The sequence below is a fragment of the Mucilaginibacter antarcticus genome, assembly GCF_042686155.1.
Taxonomy (GTDB): domain Bacteria; phylum Bacteroidota; class Bacteroidia; order Sphingobacteriales; family Sphingobacteriaceae; genus Mucilaginibacter; species Mucilaginibacter antarcticus.
In genome coordinates this window covers 38,292-61,024 of sequence record NZ_JBHUON010000013.1, presented here as the reverse complement: position 1 = coordinate 61,024, position 22,733 = coordinate 38,292, and the positions used below count along the sequence as shown (strand labels likewise).

Annotated in this window: 23 protein-coding genes; 8 read left to right on the top strand and 15 right to left on the bottom strand. The window is 42.4% G+C overall.

The window, feature by feature from the left end; all coding sequences use genetic code 11:
• Positions 1-15 precede the first annotated feature (15 nt).
• Both ACFSYC_RS11845 and ACFSYC_RS11840 read right to left on the bottom strand, forming a co-directional pair.
• Positions 16-960: a hypothetical protein gene (locus ACFSYC_RS11845; RefSeq protein WP_377127612.1), complete on the bottom strand. Its 945-nt coding sequence runs from the start codon at positions 958-960 to the stop codon at positions 16-18.
• A 16-nt stretch (positions 961-976) separates the two neighbouring features.
• The gene (locus ACFSYC_RS11840; RefSeq protein ID WP_377127609.1) at positions 977-2,236 is read right to left on the bottom strand and encodes a prephenate dehydrogenase/arogenate dehydrogenase family protein; all 1,260 of its coding nucleotides are present in this window, start codon (positions 2,234-2,236) and stop codon (positions 977-979) included.
• A 132-nt stretch (positions 2,237-2,368) separates the two neighbouring features.
• On the opposite strand from ACFSYC_RS11840, the gene ACFSYC_RS11835 reads away from it, so the two are divergent.
• Genes ACFSYC_RS11835 through ACFSYC_RS11825 form a run of 3 tightly spaced genes read left to right on the top strand, consistent with a single transcriptional unit; the run spans position 2,369 to position 4,348 of the window.
• The gene (locus tag ACFSYC_RS11835) at positions 2,369-3,196 is read left to right on the top strand and encodes a hypothetical protein (protein WP_377127607.1); all 828 of its coding nucleotides are present in this window, start codon (positions 2,369-2,371) and stop codon (positions 3,194-3,196) included.
• A 6-nt stretch (positions 3,197-3,202) separates the two neighbouring features.
• Complete coding sequence (locus tag ACFSYC_RS11830; protein ID WP_377127605.1) at positions 3,203-3,637, top strand: hypothetical protein; 435 nt, start codon at positions 3,203-3,205, stop codon at positions 3,635-3,637.
• Positions 3,638-3,640: 3 nt separating this feature from the next.
• On the top strand, positions 3,641-4,348 hold the full coding sequence (locus tag ACFSYC_RS11825) for a DUF92 domain-containing protein (RefSeq protein WP_377127602.1): 708 nt from the start codon (positions 3,641-3,643) through the stop codon (positions 4,346-4,348).
• Here ACFSYC_RS11825 and ACFSYC_RS11820 read toward each other — a convergent pair.
• Complete coding sequence (locus ACFSYC_RS11820) at positions 4,345-5,598, bottom strand: leucine-rich repeat domain-containing protein (protein WP_377127599.1); 1,254 nt, start codon at positions 5,596-5,598, stop codon at positions 4,345-4,347. The two genes, ACFSYC_RS11825 and ACFSYC_RS11820, sit on opposite strands and share 4 nt — an antisense overlap.
• A gap of 251 nt (positions 5,599-5,849) precedes the next feature.
• Here ACFSYC_RS11820 and ACFSYC_RS11815 point away from each other — a divergent pair, with 251 nt between their 5' ends.
• Positions 5,850-6,140 (top strand): hypothetical protein, encoded by a 291-nt coding sequence (locus ACFSYC_RS11815; RefSeq protein ID WP_377127596.1) that lies wholly within the window; start codon positions 5,850-5,852, stop codon positions 6,138-6,140.
• 187 nt (positions 6,141-6,327) lie between these two features.
• On the opposite strand, the gene ACFSYC_RS11810 is transcribed toward ACFSYC_RS11815, so the two are convergent.
• The 6 genes from ACFSYC_RS11810 to rpsL form a co-directional block, all read right to left on the bottom strand.
• Positions 6,328-6,489: a hypothetical protein gene (locus tag ACFSYC_RS11810; protein ID WP_377127593.1), complete on the bottom strand. Its 162-nt coding sequence runs from the start codon at positions 6,487-6,489 to the stop codon at positions 6,328-6,330.
• The gene (locus ACFSYC_RS11805; RefSeq protein WP_377127590.1) at positions 6,486-6,692 is read right to left on the bottom strand and encodes a hypothetical protein; all 207 of its coding nucleotides are present in this window, start codon (positions 6,690-6,692) and stop codon (positions 6,486-6,488) included. Before ACFSYC_RS11805 ends, ACFSYC_RS11810 begins: the two co-directional genes overlap by 4 nt.
• A 108-nt stretch (positions 6,693-6,800) precedes the next feature.
• The gene (gene rpsJ, locus ACFSYC_RS11800) at positions 6,801-7,106 is read right to left on the bottom strand and encodes a 30S ribosomal protein S10 (protein ID WP_022830652.1); all 306 of its coding nucleotides are present in this window, start codon (positions 7,104-7,106) and stop codon (positions 6,801-6,803) included.
• A 133-nt stretch (positions 7,107-7,239) separates the two neighbouring features.
• Positions 7,240-9,354: an elongation factor G gene (gene fusA, locus ACFSYC_RS11795; RefSeq protein ID WP_377127587.1), complete on the bottom strand. Its 2,115-nt coding sequence runs from the start codon at positions 9,352-9,354 to the stop codon at positions 7,240-7,242.
• A 106-nt stretch (positions 9,355-9,460) separates the two neighbouring features.
• Positions 9,461-9,928, bottom strand: coding sequence for a 30S ribosomal protein S7 (rpsG, locus tag ACFSYC_RS11790; RefSeq protein ID WP_449288991.1), 468 nt, complete (start codon positions 9,926-9,928; stop codon positions 9,461-9,463).
• 19 nt (positions 9,929-9,947) lie between these two features.
• Positions 9,948-10,370, bottom strand: a complete 423-nt coding sequence (rpsL, locus tag ACFSYC_RS11785) for a 30S ribosomal protein S12 (RefSeq protein ID WP_377127584.1) — start codon at positions 10,368-10,370, stop codon at positions 9,948-9,950.
• Between the two features lie 443 nt (positions 10,371-10,813).
• Here rpsL and ACFSYC_RS11780 point away from each other — a divergent pair, with 443 nt between their 5' ends.
• Both ACFSYC_RS11780 and ACFSYC_RS11775 read left to right on the top strand, forming a co-directional pair.
• Positions 10,814-11,341: a hypothetical protein gene (locus ACFSYC_RS11780; protein ID WP_377127581.1), complete on the top strand. Its 528-nt coding sequence runs from the start codon at positions 10,814-10,816 to the stop codon at positions 11,339-11,341.
• A 156-nt stretch (positions 11,342-11,497) separates the two neighbouring features.
• A complete protein-coding gene (locus ACFSYC_RS11775; protein WP_377127579.1) occupies positions 11,498-14,059 on the top strand; it encodes an AAA family ATPase in 2,562 nt (853 codons plus the stop codon).
• Between the two features lie 6 nt (positions 14,060-14,065).
• Here the strand turns inward: ACFSYC_RS11775 and ACFSYC_RS11770 are convergent, their stop codons facing one another.
• Positions 14,066-15,313, bottom strand: a complete 1,248-nt coding sequence (locus ACFSYC_RS11770; protein WP_377127576.1) for a DUF2130 domain-containing protein — start codon at positions 15,311-15,313, stop codon at positions 14,066-14,068.
• Between the two features lie 305 nt (positions 15,314-15,618).
• Between ACFSYC_RS11770 and ACFSYC_RS11765 the strand changes: the two genes are divergently transcribed.
• Complete coding sequence (locus tag ACFSYC_RS11765; RefSeq protein WP_449288990.1) at positions 15,619-16,368, top strand: VIT1/CCC1 transporter family protein; 750 nt, start codon at positions 15,619-15,621, stop codon at positions 16,366-16,368.
• A 129-nt stretch (positions 16,369-16,497) separates the two neighbouring features.
• Here the strand turns inward: ACFSYC_RS11765 and ACFSYC_RS11760 are convergent, their stop codons facing one another.
• The 5 genes from ACFSYC_RS11760 to ACFSYC_RS11740 form a co-directional block, all read right to left on the bottom strand.
• Positions 16,498-16,626, bottom strand: a complete 129-nt coding sequence (locus ACFSYC_RS11760; RefSeq protein ID WP_377127573.1) for a hypothetical protein — start codon at positions 16,624-16,626, stop codon at positions 16,498-16,500.
• Between the two features lie 389 nt (positions 16,627-17,015).
• The gene (locus ACFSYC_RS11755; RefSeq protein ID WP_377127570.1) at positions 17,016-18,014 is read right to left on the bottom strand and encodes an ABC transporter ATP-binding protein; all 999 of its coding nucleotides are present in this window, start codon (positions 18,012-18,014) and stop codon (positions 17,016-17,018) included.
• A gap of 75 nt (positions 18,015-18,089) precedes the next feature.
• Positions 18,090-18,914: an outer membrane beta-barrel protein gene (locus tag ACFSYC_RS11750; RefSeq protein WP_377127567.1), complete on the bottom strand. Its 825-nt coding sequence runs from the start codon at positions 18,912-18,914 to the stop codon at positions 18,090-18,092.
• A 37-nt stretch (positions 18,915-18,951) separates the two neighbouring features.
• On the bottom strand, positions 18,952-19,728 hold the full coding sequence (locus tag ACFSYC_RS11745) for a hypothetical protein (protein ID WP_377127564.1): 777 nt from the start codon (positions 19,726-19,728) through the stop codon (positions 18,952-18,954).
• The gene (locus tag ACFSYC_RS11740) at positions 19,712-20,284 is read right to left on the bottom strand and encodes an RNA polymerase sigma factor (protein ID WP_377127561.1); all 573 of its coding nucleotides are present in this window, start codon (positions 20,282-20,284) and stop codon (positions 19,712-19,714) included. The genes ACFSYC_RS11745 and ACFSYC_RS11740 overlap by 17 nt, the downstream gene beginning before the upstream one ends.
• 182 nt (positions 20,285-20,466) lie before the next feature.
• Between ACFSYC_RS11740 and ACFSYC_RS11735 the strand changes: the two genes are divergently transcribed.
• Positions 20,467-22,650, top strand: a complete 2,184-nt coding sequence (locus ACFSYC_RS11735; protein ID WP_377127558.1) for an alpha-galactosidase — start codon at positions 20,467-20,469, stop codon at positions 22,648-22,650.
• Positions 22,651-22,733: the final 83 nt, after the last annotated feature.

The following is a 22,733-nucleotide window of genomic DNA, read 5'->3' as shown; positions in this document are numbered from 1 at the left end:
ACTTTTATGGCATACCTACTGATCTAATTTGTAAGGTTCAAAGTTGTATCCGTTTAGGTCATTTTTTAAGGCCCTGTCTCTTAACGGCACAGCTGCAATCATAAGTATAAAAAGCACCGTGCCAATTACCAATGATACAATAAGCCACAGTCCTTTGTCGCCATTTCTGTCTTCAAAGTTACCCCACCTGGGTACCAGAATAATGAAAGGCGTATCATACACTCCAGAGAATGTAACCGCGTCCGCAAAAGTTTTTAATTCGCTGCTAGGGCCAATACGGTCCAGGTAAGTAAAAGTAGTCAGATCCCGCTTGTCAAAATCGTCCTGGCTTTTCTTCGTAAACATTTCAAACTCCTGGGTCTTCTCTGCTCCTGACAAACCGTTACTTATTGTTTTTTGATATTTGATTCCAAGCCAGGCCAATGGTTCTGCGGCTTGATGAGCATTCGGCGTGTCAAATATCGGGCATGGCATATAAACTGCCATGTTGTAGTTAACGTTGTATTTACCGCTGGTGTTTATGATTGTATTAGGCCTCGCTTGTGCCTTATCGGGATAAACCTTTTTGAGCGTATAGTATTTCGTCTTCGGACGCTTTTCTATCTCTTTGATGGAAGTCAATACAGTCATTTCTCCGGTGGCCGATATCAAATACTCCTGGGCAATAACGGTGGGCACGCCTATAGCTATCGCTGCCATCAACAGATATCCTATTACCGGATTTTTAGCCTTCTTCCCGGTAAAGTCCAACAACTTTAAACGCGGAAGCAACCATATTAATACAGGAATAAATGATGTGGCTAATGGAACGAAAAAATTCAATATCGCTTCGTCGACTGCAAATATTTCATTCCTGACAAACAGCCACCAGTGTATAAAAGAATAAGCACTAATAGAAGTGATGCCAATAACCAGGAAGGGTTTTATGATCAGCTGAAATTTTATACCGAAATCTTTCATCGAGTGGATATTGCAATTACTCCGTCATCAACCTTCTTATCAATTCGGCGCTTTGCTCGTTGCCTTCCTGCAAGCGGTCTTTAAAAAAAGCCTGTACATCCGTAAAATGCTTTTTGTAGCCTTCCATATCGCCATAACCAATAATAGATGACCATTCTCTAACCGCCGAATGAAACTCCAGATCATCACCACGGATGGTTTTATCGTACAAAGCAGCTTGTATTGATTCTTCCAGCAGCTCCTCGTCTTTAAACAGGTACTCAGCAATGCCCAAACGTAACCGGAAAGGCGGTGTCTGGCAGATCAGATTATCATAAGGATTAACACCCAAATGGTACCAGGCATCCACCATACTTAATATACTTAGGTGCGAGTTTGGCTTTTGCAGATCATGGTTTTGCGATAGCCTGAACTCTTTCATCACCTTATCATTTAACATAATCGGCTTCCGGCTTTCGTGAAAAACAAAATCACGAGCCCGATATAGGCGTTCGCGGAAAGCCACCTCGTCTTCCTGTATCATCAGTTTAAACAATTCAGACTCTGATACAGCATATTGCCTCACCTGCTGGCGGGCATAAGGATTTAATATTGCCAAACCTGCGTAAACGTGCGCTTTATAGCTAAATATCCGCAGCGTAGTCAAAATCTTTACGTTATCAATACCCCCTATATACGATGCATTCTCCCATGGGAAGAACCCGGCTGCTTTCCAGGCGGTGCCCATGCTTTCAAAACCAACATGCGTAACGGCCTGTGTGTCGGCAACAATTTTATCGTGTTCGTGGTAATCGGTTAACTCCACAATATCAGAGCCAATGGCGTTAAACAAGTCGCGCATGCGCTGCTTAGCCGCTTCATCAGCCCGATGAGGGATCAAAATCAGCGTTTGCCCTTTTGGATCAAAGCCCGGGCCATGCATACCATGAAAGGTAATGATCTGCGCAGTATCAGGCAGATATCGCTCAAAAGCTTCTATCTCGGGAGTTTTAACAGATGTTTGCCCGGCAACAATAGCGCCCGGCTTGGTGTATAGGGCATACTCGGCAACAACTTTACCTATCTTTTCGGCCTCTACAGAATAAATGATCAGATCGCAGGTTTGCGCTATAATTTTACCATCATCAAATACCTTGATGTTGTGCGGGGCTAACTCTTGTTCTAACTGCTCACGATTAGCCGGCAGATCGCAGCCGCTAACCGTATAGCCAGCCTTTGCAAAAGCTTTGGCGTACAGCCGCCCCATGTCACCCAAACCAATAATTCCGATATTCATGCTGCTAATATAACTATGCGGAGCCAAATTGCGTACTAGGCTTACATTCACAGGGGCAATTATCCCCCAATAGGGCAACAAAAAGCTTTTTTTTGATGTTTTTTTAAGATATCATTGTCTAATTTTACAATTATGAATAATCCTTTCATGTTGAAACTATCTTTATTGTTGCTGATGTTAACCACCGGCGCTGCGCTGGCAAATGCTCAAGACACCCTAAAAAAGGTGACGCCAGCAAAAGCTACCGTTAAAAAAGCGGGCGCTATCCCCATAAATCCAAAAACGGGCCGGCCCTATTCAAAATATGGTTATGGTACCCACGCCGCAACTTATAAATCGAAGTTGAAAGCTGATAGTTTGAAAAAAGCACTGATTGCCCAAATACCCGTAAAACCAGCAAGCACAATAGTGGCACCGGTACCACAGGTTGCTAAAGCTGATACTGCACTTGCTGTAGCGCCACCGAAGGTTGATAAAAGCCTGAACGGGCAGTACCAATACTTACTTACCAAAGTATACAACTACCAAAGACCATTTATAGAAGCATTTTGGAAAAACGCTAAAGATTCGCTTAAAGCTACCCGCACCCAGTTAAATACTTCAAGCGATAAAATAACTGAACAAGCTAAAACCATAACCGGCCTACAGGCTGATGTGAGCAAAAAGGAGGAGCTGCTTACTAAAACTGATACCATTAGCCTTATCGGCATCCCACTGGCAAAATCAACCTATAATATGATTATGTGGGGACTGGTACTTGTGTTTGGTGCTTTGGCCGGCATTGTTATAGCCCGCTCTGGCTGTGCGCAGCGCGAGGCCCGGTACCGTACCGGTTTGTACAACGAGCTGGAAGAGGAGTTTAAAACCTTTAAAGCCAAAGCTAACGAGAAAGAAAAGAAACTTGCCCGCGAGCTACAAACCGAGCGCAACAAAGTAGACGAGCTGATGGGGCGCGGGTAAGCCGTTATGAAGGCGTACCTTTTTGGCTGGAATCCGCTTAAGTTTGAATGGGCGGATATTGACGACGATATCCGGATACTGGCTGACACCGGCAAACTAGAGGATAACTGGAGCGTTGCCAGCCATAAAACTATACAACCCGGAGACAGGGCCTACATTGTCCGGGTGGGTGTTGAACCCAAAGGGATATTTGCTTCGGGTGTTATTGCTTCAGAACCTTACCTGGCTTTCCGCAAAGGCAGGCATTATCACCGCATAACTATCGCTATGGATGTTTTGCTTAATCCGGACAGAGAATCCATACTTTCCCTTGATATTTTAAAAACCGGCAACCTTGCCGCGCAAACCTGGCTGCCACAAGCATCGGGCATTTCTATCCGGCCCGAACTGGTGGATGAGTTGGAAGGTGTTTGGCAGGACTTTTTAAATCCCGAAGATTAAGCCATGCCTGCTGTCGACGTCATTATTTATATCATTTTACTCTTTGGCGCTGTATTTAGTTACATGGCAAAAAAACTTACGCTGCCGGGCGCCATTACAGGCGCAATGGTTGGTTTGCTAATTTACGAAGGTGCAGGTTTAACCGGCGTTGCGATGCTTGCGCTATTCTTCATTGCCGGATCATGGGCAACAAGTTGGAAGGGTCAACAAAATGTTAATGTCAAAGCTATCGAAAACCACGGCCCACGCACGGCGGGACAGGTATTGGCCAACGGCGGCGTGGCCGCTATACTGTGTGCGCTTGCACTATCTATTCCAGGCAAAGCTCCGGTTTTGCAACTAATGGTGGCCGGAAGCCTGGCCGCAGCAAGTGCCGACACCTTGTCTTCTGAATTGGGGATGATTTACGGAAGGCGGTTTTACAATATCGTCACCCTAAAAAAAGACACCCGCGGACTAGATGGTGTGGTAAGTTTAGAGGGAACGTTAATTGGCTTGTTTGGCGCGGTGCTGATAGCCGTGGTTTACACCATTGGTGTTGGGTGGAATTTTTCCTTTTGGGCGATAATAACAGCCGGCTTTATTGGCAACACCGCCGACTCTGTTTTAGGCGCAACAGCAGAGCGCAGAGGTTTGATAGGAAACAACGCCGTTAACTTTTTGAATACCGCCATTGGTGCAGGGGTTTGCTGGTTAATGGCAGCTTTTTAAAAAACGATCTCTGCGTTTGGAAAAGTGTTAGTCAACTTATCTTTCTCGTCCTTATCAAAGCCATTACCGTTAATAACAAAGTAATGCACCTGCCCCAGTTTCAGTAGGCCGTCTGGTATTTTACCAAACCCGTTATAAAACGCGCTCAGTTTACTTAACCGCGGCAATTGTGCCAGTATTGCAAAAGTATCGTTCCAAGCCAATCTGGGTAATATACCGGCACTCAATGTCACCAGGTTTTTTAACTGTGAAAATTCAACCGGCAATTTCACAAGTGGATTGTTGCCAATGTCCAGTTCTTTAAGGTTTGCCAGATTTTCTACTTTGGGGTCAATGTAGCTAATGTCGTTCCGGTGCAGCTCGAGCCTGGTAAGCCAGGGCATATCAAACAGCGGCTCCAGTCCGCCAGCGGTTAAATGGTTGCCTGAAAGTATGAGTTCCCTTAGGTTTGGCAGTTGAGAAAGCTCTGCCGGTAGTTCGGTCAAAACGTTGCTGCTCAGATCCATCTCTTGCAGGCCTTTTACGCTTTTTATCCACTTGGGTATTGTAGCTATTAAATTACCAAGCAAGCTTACCTTCCGTAAGTTAGGCAGCAGCAACAGCTCCGGCGGCAATTCCCTAATCTCATTCTGATCAAGGTTAATGCCGGTTAATTGCGCCAAATCGCCTTTCCTGATGTTTAACAGCTCCAGCATATTTGATGACAGGTCGAGGTATTTTAGCGGCATCCCCTTCACCTGCTCCGGCACATCAGTAAAGTGATTGTTGCCCAATAGCAGATCATCTAACTGCACCATCTTGGTAAGGTTAATAGATAAGTCAGACAGTTTATTTTGCTCTAACACCAACTGCCTGAGACTGCCTGCTTTTGAAAGCAAATCAAACGTTTGTACAAAGTCTAAACTCAAGTTCTCGGACAGGTTGAGCTTTTGCAGATGCTCAAGCTTTAAAATACTTGCTGGCAGCGTTACCAGTTTATTATCCACCAGCGCTAACTCGGTAATATCTTTCAGGTTTGATATATCCGCCGGCAGGTTAGCAAGGTCATTGTGATTATAAGCGAACGACTGCAGGTGAGGGAGCTTGGATAATACCCCTATCGCCTGTTTCAGGTTCAGTTTCGGGCACCTGTCAATCGTTATAGCTTCAAGGCTTGTAAGCCTTAAAACACTCTCTGGCAAAACTGTGATATCATCAAAATAAAAGCTGATCTCCTTTACCTCTTCCGGATCTTTCAGCGCTTCCTCCATAGATCGGTATACTTTTCTTTGTGCGAAAGCATTCGACAAAAAGCACAACGATAAAATAAAAATGAAGATGTGTTTCATTATGCCTAATGTATGGCAAATAAATTAGCTTAGAAACTAAAAATCGATCAATATCCCCAACTGGCAAAATTTCTATTTGCAGTCCTTTTGAAACTTAACTTTTGCTCCACGCTACCGTTTAGGCAAACAAGTTAAGGCTACGCTTGTCTTACCTGTATAACTAAACTAATAAAATGGTTGTCCTAAAAATAAATGCCGGTACCCCAAGTGAACGCGAAGTAAAAATCATAAACGACAAAGGCACCTGGGATAGTGGTGTCTATCATATCTATGCTGCCGCATCATTAGATGATATCCAGATAGAGGAGCCTCACGACAAAAACAGGCTTGATTATTGGGGCGAGCTAAACGTTGATAAAGAACAGGCACGCTGGGATTACACAGAAACCAGGCTAAACCCTGACGAACAAAAGGAGATTGCCGAGTTTGTTATTGATTACAAAGCGCCGGATGGGGTGTATTAAAATGGGCGAGAGTGCCGCCGAAAATTGAGTGTCTTCCAGATGTTTTGGATCTTTGACACAGCTACAGTATTGGATCTTGCCTGTTATCTAAAAAGAAAAGTATATCAATACTTATCTCCTTGACCTCATAAAATACTGAAATGTTTTTGTGAATAACTCCACGCCGAACATTTTTATTAGCGCTGAGTTACTGAAACGCGAATGGTGATTCGCGAACAATTTCTATTACTTTTACCGAGCGGCGCTTAAATTCATCAACATATTTTTCGCCCCATCTCTCCTTTAGTTGTTCTATAATAGCATCAAATGTTTCTAAAGCTTCGGGCGAATATTTTATGGAATAGTTCATTCACCCAAACCTATTCGATTTTTGAACTCATCATGGGTAATAAAATTACCAGCGGCAATATTTGCCTGAGCTTTAGAAATACCTTCTAAAACATATTCCGGCAAGTCTTCCTCTTCCTTAAAAAAATCTATGTGTTGCTCTCCTAAAAAAGCTTGCATCAATTTCTCTTGCTCTACAGTTGGTGTTACAACATATGTGCTCATACTTAAATATACAAAATTACATTTTCAACCAGCAAATCATCATCAAACAAAAAACGCCATCCGACTAATCGAATGGCGTTTTTTTATATTTCGGATCTTCCGGTATAGTTATACTTTGATCTCTACTTCAACACCGCTAGGCAATTCAAGTTTCATCAACGCGTCTACAGTTTTTGAGTTTGAGCTGTAGATATCCAACAGTCTTTTGTAAGAACATAGTTGGAACTGCTCGCGTGCTTTTTTGTTCACGTGCGGTGAACGCAAAACAGTGAAAATTTTCTTTTCGGTTGGTAACGGAAGTGGTCCGCTAACTACAGCGCCTGTTGGCTTTACTGTTTTTACGATTTTTTCTGCTGATTTGTCAACCAGGTTGTAATCGTAAGATTTCAATTTGATTCTGATTCTTTGGCTCATTTTGTTTGTTTTAATGATTGTTCCTAAGAGCTATTTATTAGGGCAATCGGTTATTTATTATGTTTAGATATGCAGATATGCAAATGTGCGGATGATATTTACATATCTGCACATCTGCCTATCTCACATCAATTTATGCGTTATTACCAGCAGCCCTGCGGCCTTTTGCTTTAGCAACTATTTCTTCCTGTACGTTACGTGGCGCTTCAGCATAGTGATCAAACTCCATGGTTGAAGTAGCACGGCCAGATGTAATGGTACGTAACTGCGTTACATAACCAAACATTTCTGAAAGTGGTACAGTAGCTTTAATTACCTGCGCACCAGCACGAGAGTCCATACCCAAAAGCTGACCACGACGACGGTTCATGTCACCAATAACGTCACCCATGTTTTCTTCCGGAGTTAAGATCTCAATTTTCATGATCGGCTCAAGCAATACTGGTTTACAACGTGGCAAAGCCTCGCGGTAAGCCATCTTAGCAGCTAACTCGAATGACAAAGCATCCGAATCGACAGCGTGGAATGAACCATCAATCAAACGTACTTTTAAGCCGGTAAGCGGGTAACCTGCCAACACACCATTTGCCAATGAAGCCTCAAAGCCTTTTTGTACAGATGGGATAAACTCACGTGGGATTGAACCACCTGAAATTTCGTTAACAAATGTTAAGCCTTCTTTACCTTCGTCATTTGGTGATAATATAACCTGGATATCAGCAAACTTACCACGGCCACCAGTTTGTTTCTTGTATGTTTCGCGGTGTTGTACACTACCTGTGATAGCCTCTTTGAAAGCTACCTGTGGCGCACCCTGGTTAACCTCAACCTTAAACTCGCGTTTAAGACGGTCCATGATGATATCTAAGTGCAACTCGCCCATACCTGAAATTACAGTTTGGCCGGTTTCTTCGTCAGATTTTACGTGGAAGGTAGGATCCTCTTCAGATAATTTACCTAAAGCGATACCTAATTTATCAACGTCAGCCTGAGTTTTAGGCTCAATAGCTAAACCAATAACCGGATCAGGGAAGTTCATTGACTCCAAAATGATCGGGTGTTTCTCGTCGCAAAGGGTATCGCCTGTTTTGATATCTTTAAAGCCTACTACCGCAGCAATATCACCGGCACCTACGTTAGGTATTGGGTTTTGCTTGTTAGCGTGCATTTGGAAGATACGGGAGATACGCTCTTTGTTGTCAGAACGCATGTTGTGTATGTACGAACCAGCCTCTAAGTTACCAGAGTAAACACGGATAAAGCATAAACGACCTACGAAAGGATCTGTTGCAATTTTAAATGCTAAAGCTGCAAAAGGCTCTTTTTCTGATGGTTTACGTAAAATTTCTTCGCCGGTGTCAGGGTGGGTACCAATGATACCTTCAACATCCATAGGCGACGGAAGCAATTCCATCACATAATCAAGCATGGTTTGTACACCTTTGTTTTTGAAAGACGAACCGCAAACCATAGGCACAATCTTAGCATCTAACACTGCTTTACGCAATGCATCTAAAATTTCGCGCTCAGTGATTGAAGCAGGATCTTCGAAGAATTTCTCCATCAAAGACTCATCATAATCAGCAACCGACTCCAACAATTTCTCTCTCCACTCGGTAGCTTCTTCGATCATATCCTCAGGGATAGGCACTTCAGTAAAGGTCATACCTTTATCATGCTCATTCCAAACAATACCTCTCCAGTTAATTAAATCAACAACACCTTTAAAGTTCTCTTCAGCACCTATTGGCAATTGCAATGGCACAGCGTTACTACCTAACATGCTTTTTACCTGTTTTACAACATTTAAAAAGTCGGCACCGCTACGGTCCATTTTGTTTACGAAACCTATACGGGCAACGTTATAGTTGTTTGCCAGTCTCCAGTTAGTTTCTGATTGTGGCTCAACACCGTCAACCGCGCTAAATAGAAAAACCAAACCATCTAATACACGTAAGCTACGGTTTACCTCTACGGTAAAATCCACGTGGCCCGGTGTATCAATAATGTTGATATGGTAGTTTTGGTCTCTGTATTTCCAACCAACTGTAGTAGCTGCCGAAGTAATGGTAATACCACGCTCCTGCTCTTGTGCCATCCAGTCCATTGTAGCCGCACCTTCGTGTACCTCGCCTATTTTGTGGCTAACGCCGCTATAGTAAAGTATACGCTCGGTAGTGGTGGTTTTACCGGCATCAATGTGAGCGGCAATACCTATGTTTCTTGTATATCTTAGATCTCTTGACATGTTTATTTTTTAATGATTTCGCCGATGTTATTTAATGATTACACCGATTTTGCAATCATAACAAAATCGGTGTAACCCTATATTAAATCTGTGTAATCCTTTTTATTTAGAAACGGAAGTGAGAGAACGCTTTGTTAGCCTCGGCCATTTTATGCGTATCTTCTTTCTTTTTCACTGCTGCGCCTTCACCTTTAGCTGCCGAGATGATCTCGCCTGCTAATTTCTCCATCATGGTTTTTTCGCCACGACGACGTGCATAGCTTATCAGCCATTTCATGCCTAAAGCAATTTTACGCTCTGGTCTTACCTCTGTAGGTACCTGGAAGTTAGCACCACCAACACGGCGGCTTTTAACTTCTACCGCAGGCATAACATTGTTTAAAGCTTTTTTCCAGGTGTCTAAGCCACTTTCGCTGGTTTTCTTTTCAACAATATCAACTGCATTATAAAATATAGTGTATGCGGTAGATTTTTTACCGTCAAACATCATGTTATTTACAAACCTGGTTACCAAAATATCATTGAATTTTGGATCAGGAAGAAGGATTCTTTTTTTCGGTTTCGATTTTCTCATTATTACTATCCTCCTTTAATTATTTCTTTTTCTTAGCTGGCGCACCTTTTGCCGGAGCAGCTGCCTGACCTGGTTTAGGGCGTTTAGTACCATATTTTGAACGACGTTGGTTACGGCCGGCAACACCAGACGTATCTAACGCACCACGGATAATGTGGTAACGTACACCAGGTAAGTCTTTAACACGACCACCACGGATCAATACAATAGAGTGTTCTTGCAAGTTGTGACCTTCGCCAGGGATGTAAGCATTTACTTCTTTTCCGTTGGTTAAGCGCACACGGGCAACTTTACGCATTGCTGAGTTTGGTTTTTTAGGGGTAGTGGTATACACACGGGTGCATACTCCTCTTCGCTGTGGACAGCTGTCCAACGCTGGTGACTTACTCTTGTCAACCAGAGCTACTCTACCTTTTCTAACTAATTGATTGATAGTAGGCATTCTTGCTTTCTGTTTGTGTTTTTTTTAATTCCCAACCGCCATCCTTCATTAGAGGGCAGTTTTAGGGACTGCAAAAGTACGGACTTATTTTATGATATTCAAGAGGTTAGCCGAAAATATTTGCAATTAGTTATGTTACGTTGGGTTTGAGTGATTGAGGTGGGTGATTAGCGGGGGCATTAGGGTATTGGTGGGTGTTGGTTAGGTTGATTAGGTGAGTGGTGTTTACATCAAACAATGGCGTTCCCGTTAGCTAACGGGCCGCGCTGTGCGCTCTTACGCGCACAAGTCCGTTAGCCAACGGAGCGGGCCGGTATCCGCTGCCATCATTAACGCGGTATATAGAATCAATTAAATAGACCATTCATAAATTACTGATAAGCAGTTAATTATTACATTTTTTATATACCTTTATTATTCACCTAATATTAAACTTACACATTATGGGATTGAACTACCAAAACTTAGACGATCGTACTCGTCAGCTTATGCTTCAAGAATTTAATTATGATATTGAATGTGATAATTGTTATTTAAGCAAACGTTTTAGTGATCACGGTAAAAACTGTTTTGTTGAAATTATGCCCGAACACATATTGGTAGGTAATGACGATAGTTTGGCTGAAAATTTAAAAAGTGCGGATTGCTTTTTAACACATGAGGAAAGAAAAACCAAAAGTGGCACTACATTAGCTAAAGTACCGGACACGGCTTCGCAAACATTTGCGGAGGGCGAATTTAACAGGTTTTATATACGTGCCCTTGCTTTTAGAGCATTAGAAGAAGGAAAACAATTAGAGGTATATAGGGCCAGAGCTTCATCAAATCCGCGTCTTGAATCTGAAAATTTGATAGGCAAACATTTTAATGCTGAACAATTATTAACTGATTTGAGGGAAAACAAAGGCATTGATACTGCGTTTGGTCTGCCGAGTGGCCCGAATTCTGGACTATCAGTGAAATTAGAGTAAAACTTACTAAACTTCCCTATGGTTAAATGCTGATACTAACGCAGCTACACTCGCACGGGACTAAGCATCTATGGCCACGCCATGTTTCAGATAATAATTTATATTCTTTCATGTAATTAACGAACTTACTACTTTACCTTATTTAATTTAAGAGAAATGTCATCTTCAACCGGTACAAAAAAAGAGCTCATCGATTTTCTATGGGAATGGGCGGAAGCAACTGGTGATTGGGGCAAACTACTTGTTAACAATGTTATAGCAAGTGAAAAGCCATTATTAATAAAGGAAAGGGAATTAATTTTCGATTATTTTCTTCAATCCATACAATTAAATAAAGGTTTGCCGACCCTAGCCATCCATAAGCCTAAATACTCCCCACCAACGAAGAAGATAGAATTAAAATCTCTTTCGGAAGTAAAGGGCGTCAATAAACTCGCAGATTCTCAAATAATAAATTTTGGTAAAAATATAACTGTCATTTATGGTGAGAACGGCTCTGGAAAAACGGGGTATTGTAGAATATTAAAATCGCTAGGATTCAGCTATGATACTAAAAATTCGATTTTCTCAAATATAAATGAGGCCGAAATACCGCAATCTGCGCAAATTAAATACTCAGCTAACGGACTTGATGAAACGCTAATATGGGACGGATATAATACAAATAAAGATTTATCTTCTATTTCTGTTTTTAATAATAATTGTGTCCAAATATCTTTAGGTGATGGAAGGGGGTTGATTGTTTCGCCAATTGGATTTCATTTATTCAATCTCGTCGTCGATGAATTAAATGAGTTAAGTAACCTCATAACTAAGGCTATTAATGATCGACCAACAAAACTTGCGTGGAGTGTAACTTTAAACCCAGATTCCCCTCAAGCAAGCTTTATTTCTACATTAAGTGATAAATCTTTAGAGCAAACATTGACGGATTTATCTATTTTCACGGAAGAACATTTAGCAGAGTTAAATAGCACAGAAGCAGAATTAAAAAAACTAAATAAAACCTTAATTGATTCAGAAATCAAGGGATATTCTGCACAGATAAATGAACTTCAGGAGAATATTTCAACCATTGAATTAGCAAAGACAATATTAAACTCGACCATTTGGAAACACCTTTTAACCTTAAATAAAAATATAAAAAACTTAGAAGGGAAAACTCAGAAAGGTATAAAAGAAATAGCTGAATCTAAAGGCATAGAGTTTTACAATACTAACGAATTTCAAAGTTTCATTAAGTCAGCTGAGAAGTACATCCAGTTGCTGAACAAACCGAACTATCCAGATGGAGGTAATGATGTTTGCATTTATTGTCGGCAAGAGTTAGAAGGAGAAGATACAAAAGAGCTATTAAAAAATTATCGGCAACTTTTGAACGATACGACACAAGAGGAAATTTCTAAACTTACTAAAGAAAAGACAGGGCTGCTGGAAGCAATCAATTCACTAAAAGCAGTTGTTTTCCATTACGACACGTTTGGGCTTGATGAAGCGAACCGTGTTTTGCAACCTGATAAAATTATAGAATACAATAACAACCTCACCCATATCAAAGACCTCCTTATTAAAGACGAAATCGATGACAGCACATCATCTAGTTTAAATTACGAAATACTAGATTATTTAAAAATCATAGTGGCTGACTTAATTTCGAAACGTGAGCAAAAAACGAGCATTGTAGACAATATTGATATTCAAGAGAACAAATTGAAATCAAAAATTGCAGAACTTAAAGACAGAAAAATCCTCAGTGAAAACAAGGATGAAATAAAGAAAGTCATGATTTACCTCAAGGTGATCGTGAGGTTGGAAAAGAACAGAAGTAAATTTTCTACAAACTCAATAAGCAGGAAAACCACAGAGGCACGTGATCAACTTGTCAAAAAAAATTTCATCGATATTTTCAACAACGAAATTAAATCACTGAGGAAAGCTGCTATTAAAATCCAGCTGGATTTCGGCACTTCCAAAGGTGCATCAAAAATTCAACAAAAAATCAACAGCCATTATTCTCTGTTTGACATATTGAGTGAAGGCGAACAAAAAGCAATTGCATTAGCGGAATATTTAACTGAGTTGCAGTTAGACATGTCACAATCGCCAGTAATATTTGATGACCCGGTAAATAGTCTTGATCATCATATTATTGATGACGTTTCACGCAGGTTAATAAAACTTTCTGCTGATAGACAAGTTATAATTTGCACTCATAGTATATTACTTTTCAACAGTCTTTTACACTTTAGTGGCCAGACCACATTCAAGCATTTAGAGTACAAATTCTATAATTCAAAAACTCAATTTGGTAGAACAGGTTACATCACAGCAGCGGAAGAGGAAATTAATGGTGTTACTCCATTGATAAAAGTAATAAACGCTTTATTTAACAATACACCTAAAGATCGAGATGAAAGCGATATTGCTTCTGATGGATATGGCTATTTACGATCTGCGATAGAAGTTTGTGTAGAAAAAGAGATTTTTCAGGGCACTGTAAAACGTTATCAAAAAAATATAGTTTTAGGGTCTTTTGTCAAAGTTAACGGAGATTTAATTAATACCCATAAAGAAAAACTAAACGAACTTTTCGAAAGATGCTCCGGGTACATAAAAGGGCATAGCAGTCCATCAGAAATTCATAACGATCCAACTCTTGCTGAATTGCGAACGGATTTTGACGACTTTAAAAAGATAAGGAGCTTTTTCCTTAATTAGTTGTATTTACTCCAACAATAACGCATCATCATCAGTCAGACTTAATTGAATAACATCATTTCCAGCTATACCCTCAACAGACCCTTGAATATGAGCGGCATTGAGCAACACTTTTTCTAATTGCTTTTCGCGGGCTTTCCATAGCTTTTCCATCATATCTCGTTCTCGTTGAATGGATAAGCGCATACTCATAAAGCCCTCGCGTATGGCTTTCCACTGCTCTGAAAATTCGCTACTGGTGAGGTAGTCATATAAAAGGTGCATTTTGTCGCCTTTGTTATCCTGTGTTTTAGCAAGATTAGATAATTTAATTATCCCATCTCTTAACACATACGAAACAGCTTTTACCTCATCGAAAGAACAAATCCAAACGCCGTCCTTTTCCCCGAAACAATCCATGCCTTTAGGGTAACATTGCGTAACAATAACCGCTACATCAACCCCGATGGCACGCATATCTTTTTTTAGCTTATCAATCCAATCGGGACCAAAGTCTTTGGTGCGCTTGCTTTCATAAATAATGCGACCACATTCCTGCCCAAATTGATTACGGACAGTTTGCACACAATCTGCCCCACGTACACCTTTGCCAACTTCGCTAATGATATCAAACGGAAAATAGTTGCGCAGCTGTTCTTCTAAAATAAGTTCCTGGGCTTCGCCTTGCAATTGCATAGAACCTTGCTCTGCCTTGCGTTTCATCTCCTCAGCTAATTTCTTTTGGTCGTCCAACTGTTTTTCCAGCTCTTTAACTTTTAGTTGGTACTCAGTATCTTTTAGATTATGTTTTTCCGTTTCCTGTTTCCGTATTTGTTCGGTTAACTCATTACGCTGTTCTTGCAACTTGCGTTGCATGGCAAGCTCCAACTCTTCCTCCTTTTCTTTCAATGCGCGCTCTTTGTGCAAAAATTCCAGTTCTTTTTGCCTTGCTGCTTTAAGCTTTTCGTCAGATTCTTTCACATTACTTTCCAACATCAGTAACTGATTTTCAAAATCACTGCTTATTGATTTTCTGAGGTTTTGTTCCAACACTTCTTGTAACTGCCTCTTTTCTACAGTTAGGCGTTGTTCAAACTGCTCTTGTTGTAAGCGTTGCTTAGTGTTATACTCCTCATCCTTCCTTTTATATTCTTCCTCTTTTTTATGAGTATAGTCTTGCATTTTTTCGCGTAATTCCCGCTTGTATTCTTCGGCCATCACCTCTTCAATAGGAAAACCAACGCCACAACTTGGACACTTAACTTCTGTTGCCATAATAAATAATATAGGATTAAAGATAGAACTTAATATTAAACCACCCCTTATTTGTTGGTTACAACACACAACAGGTCGCTCCGCTTAGTTTTGGTTTTTTCTGCGGGAGACGCAAAGCATTGCGTCTCTACACTGTTTATTTCGCATTTTGCGGCGTGCAGGTGTGCCGCGTGTGCAGCAATTCGAAATGACAAAAACGCTTGTTTAACAGTATCCGTTGACCGCACATTTGGTTGGTGAACCCACGCATATAGGCGAAACAGATACCCGTACAGCTTAAAACTATTTAACGATACTTACCTAAAATGCTGGTAAAATATGGTACCTTATACCTTGCTTTAAACCAATATACCATGCTCACTATAGACAATTATCTCGACAATCATTACATTCATAGAAGCAATTGGCTGCGGGCAGCCGTTTTGGGTGCCAATGATGGAATAATATCCATTTCGAGCCTGGCGATAGGTGTGGCCGCGGCCAGCAGTACCCGGCAGCCTATCTTGCTGGCTACTGTAGCAGGGCTGGTGGCGGGGGCATTGTCTATGGCTGCCGGCGAGTATGTTTCGGTAAGTTCGCAAACGGACACAGAACAAGCCGATATAGCCCGGGAAGCACAGGAACTAAAAGACATGCCCGAAGCAGAACTAAGCATGCTGGCCCAGATCTATGAAAAACGCGGCTTAAAAAAAGAGACCGCATTACTGGTAGCTACGGAATTGATGGAGGTAGATGCATTAGGCGCGCATATACGCGATGAGTTGGGCATTAACGAGCTTACCCAGGCAAACCCCATACAAGCCGCTTTGGCGTCGGGAGCATCTTTTACGGCTGGCGGCGTGCTGTCACTGCTGGTAATATTGTTTTGCCCGGTAGCGCAAATGGAATATTACCTGTACGGGTTTAGCATACTATTTTTGGCTGCATTGGGGTCTATCGCCGCCAAAACCGGTGGCTCAAGCTTAAAAAAAGCCGTTTTACGGATAACCTTATGGGGTACATTGGCCATGGGGCTGTCGGCCCTGGTGGGTTACTTGTTTGGCGTTAAAATTTAACTTGCTGTACATTTCTGCCGGCACAAAACTAACCCTAGCCCCCCAACCTTTGTTAGCGCTGACTGACCAATAAGACTGATGATAACAAAAATGCCCGTTCAAAACCTGAACGGGCATTTCTATAATTAACTACGGACGAGCCGGTGCTCCCGGAGGGCCTCCGGGCCTTTGCCCCGCTTTTGGTAACGAACCGCAACTTGTACTTAAAGTGCCTATTAATGCTATCAGCATCGCGAAGCCAAATATCTTGTTTTTCATAGCGTTTGTTTTATTAAGTAATGTAGTTTAACGCTGATTTGTTTTGATAACCACACGATTAAGCACCATTATAACCCCAAAAAGCCTAAAAACACCCCGAAAAAACACGTTAAAACCGGCACTCCACCCATCAATCAGCCACTGTTTCCTTACTGCCTACCCAGCAAACAGCCCCAATTAAAAAGCTGAAACATCGTAAAAAAGCTATTTTGTGTCAAAAAACACAATTTCTCAACTCGCTTACTGTCAAATAGTTAAACGAAAATCTTGTTTCATTTTGTTTCACTCCAATTTTGCAAATATCTTTTAATCAGGCAATTAACCCAAAATCTTGTTTCACTTGTTTCATCTGTGTCACACACGCGTGAAACAAGCGACCATTGAACACCCTAAAACTCCAGGAACTTATGGATCTTGACATGTACCTTATCCCCTACCTGGTACTTGCCCGGCTCGTCGTTCAATAAACGCAGGGTGATGTGGCCCTTCTGCACCAGCAGGTCCTCATAGCTCCCTTTAAACAACAGTTGCTTAATGGTGAAGTCCTTGCGTGTCCAGCTACCGGTCGGGTTGGCCCACTCGGGGTATATCACTACGTGGTCAGCCTTGGCGTTGAGGCCAAATTGCGCGGCATCCTCCCTGCTCAGCACGTTGCAGTTAGTAAGCAGCTTAGCCGTATACAGGTTCTGCGGATGCTGGTACAGCTGCTTAGGTGAGCCCGACTCAATGATCTGCCCATCCTTCAAAACGATCAGCTCATCCGCCATCGACAGCACCTCGGCCGGGTCATGCGATACCATGATCACCGTCAGCCCCGTATCATGCACCACCTGCCTGATATCCTGCTGCAAACCCTCGCGGAACGAGGTATCTACCTGGTTAAAGGGCTCGTCTAACAGCAGCACTTCCGGTCGGGTGGCCAGCGCGCGGGCTATGGCAACGCGCTGCTTCTCGCCCCCGCTCAGGTAAAACGCCTGGCGGTCAGCCAGATGCAGTATGTTCAGTTGTTTAAGCACCTGTGTGGTACGGTCGTGCTTGTCCTTGATATCGGTATTAGGCATCAGTACGGCTACGTTGTCCCACACTTTGGCATACAGGTTCAAGCCGTCGGTATCCTGGGTCACCATCTTCATGGCGTCGTGGCCGGGTATCAGCTTCTCTTCAGGTCCCCAAACACGCTCGCCCTTAAACTCAACCCGCCCTTCCTCTGGTGATAGCAGCCCATACAGCATCTTTAACAAGGTGCTCTTGCCGCTGCCGCTCTCGCCAATAATGGCCGTCACCCTTTGGTGTTTGATATCAACACTCACGCCCTTAACCCCTGCCATGCGCTCGCCGGGATAGGTCTTAGTTACTGATAAGGCTTGTAAAAAGGGCGCGTTAGTCATGCCGCAAATATAGCCATAAACAACAAAGCCCCGATCAAATCGGGGCCTTGCCACTAAATATAGATTAGCTAATGCCTAAAATCCAAAAGTCAAACCAACAGCGAAGTTCTTTAAACCTGCCTGTGCCGGGCTGTTCTCAAACATGTCATTAAAGTAATACTTGGCATAAAAGCCACCGAAACCATAGCCAACCCTAGCAAAGGCGCCGTAACGTATCTTGGCGAAGTGATAGTCGTCGTCCAGCTTCTGCTTTCCCTTCTCCTCGCTGATCTGCTTAACACGGGCACCGGTCAGTATACCTGCCTCCGGACCAAACACAAAGCGGGCACGCTTGCCATCGCTATACTCACGGCTCCTGATCTCAAACGACAACGGGATCCTGAAATAGGTTGATGAGAAACGGTTCTTGCTATAGTGTATAGGGTCGTTAACGTAGGTTAAAGTTGGCGCGTCGCGCTGTATAGTGATGTCTTTACGCAAGCGGATCAGCGTCCAGTCAAAACCACCAGATAGGTAGATCTTAAAATGCGGGCTCATGCGGTAACCAAACTGGATCAGATCAAACCCCACGTTGCTTGATTTCCATGAGCGATAGCTCAAAAAGTCGTTATTGGGCGACAGCGTGAAGCTGCCATTATCAACCAAAGTAGTTAAGCCCAGATCGAAGCGTGAAAAGGTCAAACCAAAGTTAAACCCTGATGCCTTGTTATCCTTACGCCGCAAACTATCGCGGCGCGACTTGAAATCGCCAATGCTGACGGTGGTTTTTGTTTGCGTGCGGGTAGTTGTACCGCCGTCTTTTAAACTATCTGTTACGGTGGTAGTTGTAGTGGTTTTGACTTGCGCAAAGCCTAATGTTGCTAAGCCGCATAGCATAGCGGCTATAAGTAAACGTTTCATATAATGGTTGTATTTAGATGGTAAGTAGGTTTATTGATTATTGTTTCTTAATTTTTAAAAGGCCCAGGTTGACGCCGGTTACTTCAGTGGCGTTGTCATCGCCATCATCGCCATCGCTAAACTCAATAAACTTATCGTCGCGTTTATCAAGCCTGGCAACTACGGCGTTTATAAGCCCGCCCAAGTTACGTATGCCCCGTTTCTTAATTGGTTCTATTACCTGTTTTTCTGCAGATGTTACAGCGGCTTGCCTGATAGACTCTTCATTATCTGTATCTAAGATCCTCGGCGTTAACTTAACATCCGGTAAAATGGCCACTGTTTTAGCAGATGCAGGGTTAGATACGTTGGCAAGTATAGGCTCGCTGTTAATTAAGGGATCATGATCTACAATGTCAGCCGGTGTTACAGCAACCGATATAATGGTTTTGGCTATACTGACTGTCTTGCTTTGCTGATGTTTGCTAGCCGATATCTTGGTTATGGCTATAGTTGGCTTGGCCTGCTTAATGACTTCTGCCTGCGCTATTTCTTTAGTCTCTTGTTTAATGGATGCATCCGGTTTAATGCGGTTTGCTACTAACTTGCTGTTCTTATCAGTAATTTGTACATCCTTTTTCAAAAACAGCATTCCGGCAGTAGCCACGATCAAAACAGCTGCAGCAATACGTATCCAAGGCAAACCAGAAGGTTTAGCTTTTTTGCCGTCCAGCTCTGCGGCAATATTGTCCCATGTCGTTGTTGATGGCTCAACCTCAAAGTCCGCAAACTTTTGGTTAAGTAGTTTATCAAAATCTTTATCCTGCATAGCCATACCGCTTATCCTCCATTTTTAAAACCATATCCTTTAATATTGCGCGAGCTCTTGATAATTGTGATTTAGATGCACCTTCTGTGATCCCCATAATTTCGCCGATCTCTTTATGCGAGTAACCTTCTATGGCGTAAAGGTTAAACACCATTTTATATCCAGGCGAGAGTTGCTGTATCAAATTCAACAGGTCCTTTGCCCCCATATTGGCTATTGCTGCCGGGTAAACAGACGGTTCATTATCCATATCAGCCACATCCATCACCTGTATCATTTTATGATGCTTGCGGTAATACTCAATTGCGCTGTGCACCATTATTCTCCTAACCCATCCTTCAAATGATCCTTCGCCGCGGAAATCATTCAGCTTATTAAACAATTTAATAAATCCGCTTTGCAACATATCTTCAGCCTCCATTTTATCTTTAGCGTAGCGCGTGCAAACGCCCAGCATTTTACCGGCTAGTTGCTTGTATAGCAACGCCTGTGCCTGGCGCTCGCCAACTTTACAGCGGGCAACTAATTCATCAATTGTATAAGTAGGTTTCAGAAGCATCATTTATTAGTAAGATGGCACTATGCGGCAAATGGTTGCATGGGTTATAAAGTATTTTCTTTGATTGATTAGGTAAAGGTAAATAAGCTTAACAGATAGCTGATATCATGGATATACATTGCTGATAAATATTTTATATTAGCCCCTCCAATTATATCTACTTACGTATAAATAAACCGATCAGCATGACCATTATTAAAAGGATAGCCCTTGCTGCTTTATTAGTAGCTCCAACTTTTTCAATAAAGGCCCAAATCATTGTCGCAGCCGAATCAAAGCAGAACGCACTAGTTTTACAGGTTACACCTAAAAAAGAACTAAATACCCTTTATTTTGGCGCCAAGCTGGGTAATGCAGGCGACTATTCAAATATAGCTAAGCAATACCGCTACATATCGTCTACCGGCGAAGCGGACCAAGCCTATTCAACAGCAGGCAACATCAACATTTTAGAGCCGGCCATAGCCGTTACGCATGCTGATGGTAACAGGTCATTAGCACTAAAATATGTAGATCATAAAACAAAGCAGGTAAGCGATGGCGTGACGCTGGTTAGTATTTTGCTGCGCGACTCGGTTTACAATTTTGATGTAACCCTTAACTACCAGACCTACTTTAACGAGAACGTAACTGAGCAGTGGACCATAATTAAGCATCGCGAAAAGAGAGAGGTGGTTTTAAACAAATACGCGTCTGCAAACCTGTACCTGCAAAACAACGGTTATTGGCTTACCCATTTTAACGGCGAGTGGGCGCAAGAGATGCATCCCGAAGAGGAAAAACTATCGCACGGTATAAAAACTTTAGATAGCAAATTGGGTACCCGCGCCGATTTATTTCAGCCACCAGTGTTTATGGTAGCGCTTAACAAACCGGCTACCGAAGACGAGGGGCAGGTGCTTTATGGCAACTTAGAATGGAGCGGTAATTTTAAGATAGATTTTGAGGTTGACCCCAACAATAACCTACGCTTAATTGCCGGCATTAACAACCATGCAGCCGACTACACACTTAAGCCAAATAAAGAATTTGTTACGCCTAAGTTTGTGTACACTCTAACCGATAAAGGTAAAGGCGAAGCCAGCCGCAACCTGCATAGATGGGCACGCAAATACAAGGTTGTTGATGGTATGGGCCCGCGCCTAACGCTATTGAACAATTGGGAAGCTACTTACTTTGATTTTAACGAACCCAAGCTAACTGAGTTGATAAAAGCCACCAAAAATTTAGGTGTCGATCTGTTTTTGTTGGACGATGGCTGGTTTGGTAACAAATATCCGCGCAATGGTGATAAATCTGGCCTTGGCGATTGGGATGTAACTAAAACCAAACTACCAAACGGCATTGCCTATCTAACTAAAACCGCCGAAGAAACCGGCGTGAAATTCGGCATCTGGATTGAGCCCGAAATGGTGAACCCTAAGAGTGAGCTCTATGAAAAGCACCCCGACTGGGTAGTTAAGCAACCCGCACGCCCCGAGTATTATATGCGTAATCAACTGGTGTTGGATCTGACCAATCCTAAAGTGCAGGACTTTGTGTTTAATATAGTTGATGATCTGTTTACTAAAAACCCAAAACTGGCCTATATTAAATGGGATTGCAACTCTGTAATATTTAATGCCAATTCGGCTACCATTGCCCACCAGGGTAATTTTTATACGGATTATGTGTTTGGCTTATATAAAGTATTAGATCGCGTTAGGGCTAAATATCCGAAAGTGCCTATTATGCTTTGCTCTGGCGGTGGGGGCCGTGTTGATTATGGTGCACTAAAATACTTTACCGAATATTGGCCAAGTGATAATACTGATCCGCTGGAGCGCGTATTTATTCAGTGGGAATACTCGTACTTCTACCCTTCCCTAACCAGCTCAAACCATGTTACCGACTGGGGTAAGCAACCAATCAAGTTCCGTACAGATGTGGCCATGATGGGTAAACTGGGTTTTGATATTGTGGTGAGCAAATTAGAGGCTAATGAGCTGGCTTTTGCACAAGGTGCCATCAAATTATACAACCAATTTTCTGAGGCAATCTGGCACGGCGATCAATACCGCCTGCAGGACCCATGGAAAAACGACGTAGCATCGGTTATGTATGTAGAGCCCAACCAAAGTAAAGCCATTATGTTTAATTATCATGTAAGCAACCGCTACCGCTCTGCATCGATAAGGCCAATAGCTTTAAAAGGCTTACAAGCTGATAAAATGTATGCCGTAAAAGAAATTAACCTGATGCCTGGTCAGCGTTCGTCAATGCCGGGTGGCACATATTCTGGTAAGTTTTTAATGACGATAGGTATAAACCCGGTAGTTAGCGATGGCGGCCGAGCGAGTGTGGTAGTTAGTATTGAGGAGGCTAAATAAGGCTTATTTAAAACTTAAGCATTGACATTTTGAAGATCGGAGAATATACATGATAGACAGCAGACTGGACGAGTGTATAAGTT

What these genes read in the sequence shown, in the direction of transcription:
- ACFSYC_RS11845 (WP_377127612.1), bottom strand. Translation starts at nt 960, where the DNA reads ATGAAAGATTTCGGTATAAAATTTCAGCTGATCATAAAACCCTTCCTG.
- ACFSYC_RS11840 (WP_377127609.1), bottom strand. Translation starts at nt 2,236, where the DNA reads ATGAATATCGGAATTATTGGTTTGGGTGACATGGGGCGGCTGTACGCC.
- ACFSYC_RS11835 (WP_377127607.1), top strand. Translation starts at nt 2,369, where the DNA reads ATGAATAATCCTTTCATGTTGAAACTATCTTTATTGTTGCTGATGTTA.
- ACFSYC_RS11830 (WP_377127605.1), top strand. Translation starts at nt 3,203, where the DNA reads ATGAAGGCGTACCTTTTTGGCTGGAATCCGCTTAAGTTTGAATGGGCG.
- ACFSYC_RS11825 (WP_377127602.1), top strand. Translation starts at nt 3,641, where the DNA reads ATGCCTGCTGTCGACGTCATTATTTATATCATTTTACTCTTTGGCGCT.
- ACFSYC_RS11820 (WP_377127599.1), bottom strand. Translation starts at nt 5,598, where the DNA reads ATGGAGGAAGCGCTGAAAGATCCGGAAGAGGTAAAGGAGATCAGCTTT.
- ACFSYC_RS11815 (WP_377127596.1), top strand. Translation starts at nt 5,850, where the DNA reads ATGGTTGTCCTAAAAATAAATGCCGGTACCCCAAGTGAACGCGAAGTA.
- ACFSYC_RS11810 (WP_377127593.1), bottom strand. Translation starts at nt 6,489, where the DNA reads ATGAACTATTCCATAAAATATTCGCCCGAAGCTTTAGAAACATTTGAT.
- ACFSYC_RS11805 (WP_377127590.1), bottom strand. Translation starts at nt 6,692, where the DNA reads ATGAGCACATATGTTGTAACACCAACTGTAGAGCAAGAGAAATTGATG.
- rpsJ (WP_022830652.1), bottom strand. Translation starts at nt 7,106, where the DNA reads ATGAGCCAAAGAATCAGAATCAAATTGAAATCTTACGATTACAACCTG.
- fusA (WP_377127587.1), bottom strand. Translation starts at nt 9,354, where the DNA reads ATGTCAAGAGATCTAAGATATACAAGAAACATAGGTATTGCCGCTCAC.
- rpsG (WP_449288991.1), bottom strand. Translation starts at nt 9,928, where the DNA reads ATGAGAAAATCGAAACCGAAAAAAAGAATCCTTCTTCCTGATCCAAAA.
- rpsL (WP_377127584.1), bottom strand. Translation starts at nt 10,370, where the DNA reads ATGCCTACTATCAATCAATTAGTTAGAAAAGGTAGAGTAGCTCTGGTT.
- ACFSYC_RS11780 (WP_377127581.1), top strand. Translation starts at nt 10,814, where the DNA reads ATGGGATTGAACTACCAAAACTTAGACGATCGTACTCGTCAGCTTATG.
- ACFSYC_RS11775 (WP_377127579.1), top strand. Translation starts at nt 11,498, where the DNA reads ATGTCATCTTCAACCGGTACAAAAAAAGAGCTCATCGATTTTCTATGG.
- ACFSYC_RS11770 (WP_377127576.1), bottom strand. Translation starts at nt 15,313, where the DNA reads ATGGCAACAGAAGTTAAGTGTCCAAGTTGTGGCGTTGGTTTTCCTATT.
- ACFSYC_RS11765 (WP_449288990.1), top strand. Translation starts at nt 15,619, where the DNA reads ATGCTGGTAAAATATGGTACCTTATACCTTGCTTTAAACCAATATACC.
- ACFSYC_RS11760 (WP_377127573.1), bottom strand. Translation starts at nt 16,626, where the DNA reads ATGAAAAACAAGATATTTGGCTTCGCGATGCTGATAGCATTAATAGGC.
- ACFSYC_RS11755 (WP_377127570.1), bottom strand. Translation starts at nt 18,014, where the DNA reads ATGACTAACGCGCCCTTTTTACAAGCCTTATCAGTAACTAAGACCTAT.
- ACFSYC_RS11750 (WP_377127567.1), bottom strand. Translation starts at nt 18,914, where the DNA reads ATGAAACGTTTACTTATAGCCGCTATGCTATGCGGCTTAGCAACATTA.
- ACFSYC_RS11745 (WP_377127564.1), bottom strand. Translation starts at nt 19,728, where the DNA reads ATGGCTATGCAGGATAAAGATTTTGATAAACTACTTAACCAAAAGTTT.
- ACFSYC_RS11740 (WP_377127561.1), bottom strand. Translation starts at nt 20,284, where the DNA reads ATGATGCTTCTGAAACCTACTTATACAATTGATGAATTAGTTGCCCGC.
- ACFSYC_RS11735 (WP_377127558.1), top strand. Translation starts at nt 20,467, where the DNA reads ATGACCATTATTAAAAGGATAGCCCTTGCTGCTTTATTAGTAGCTCCA.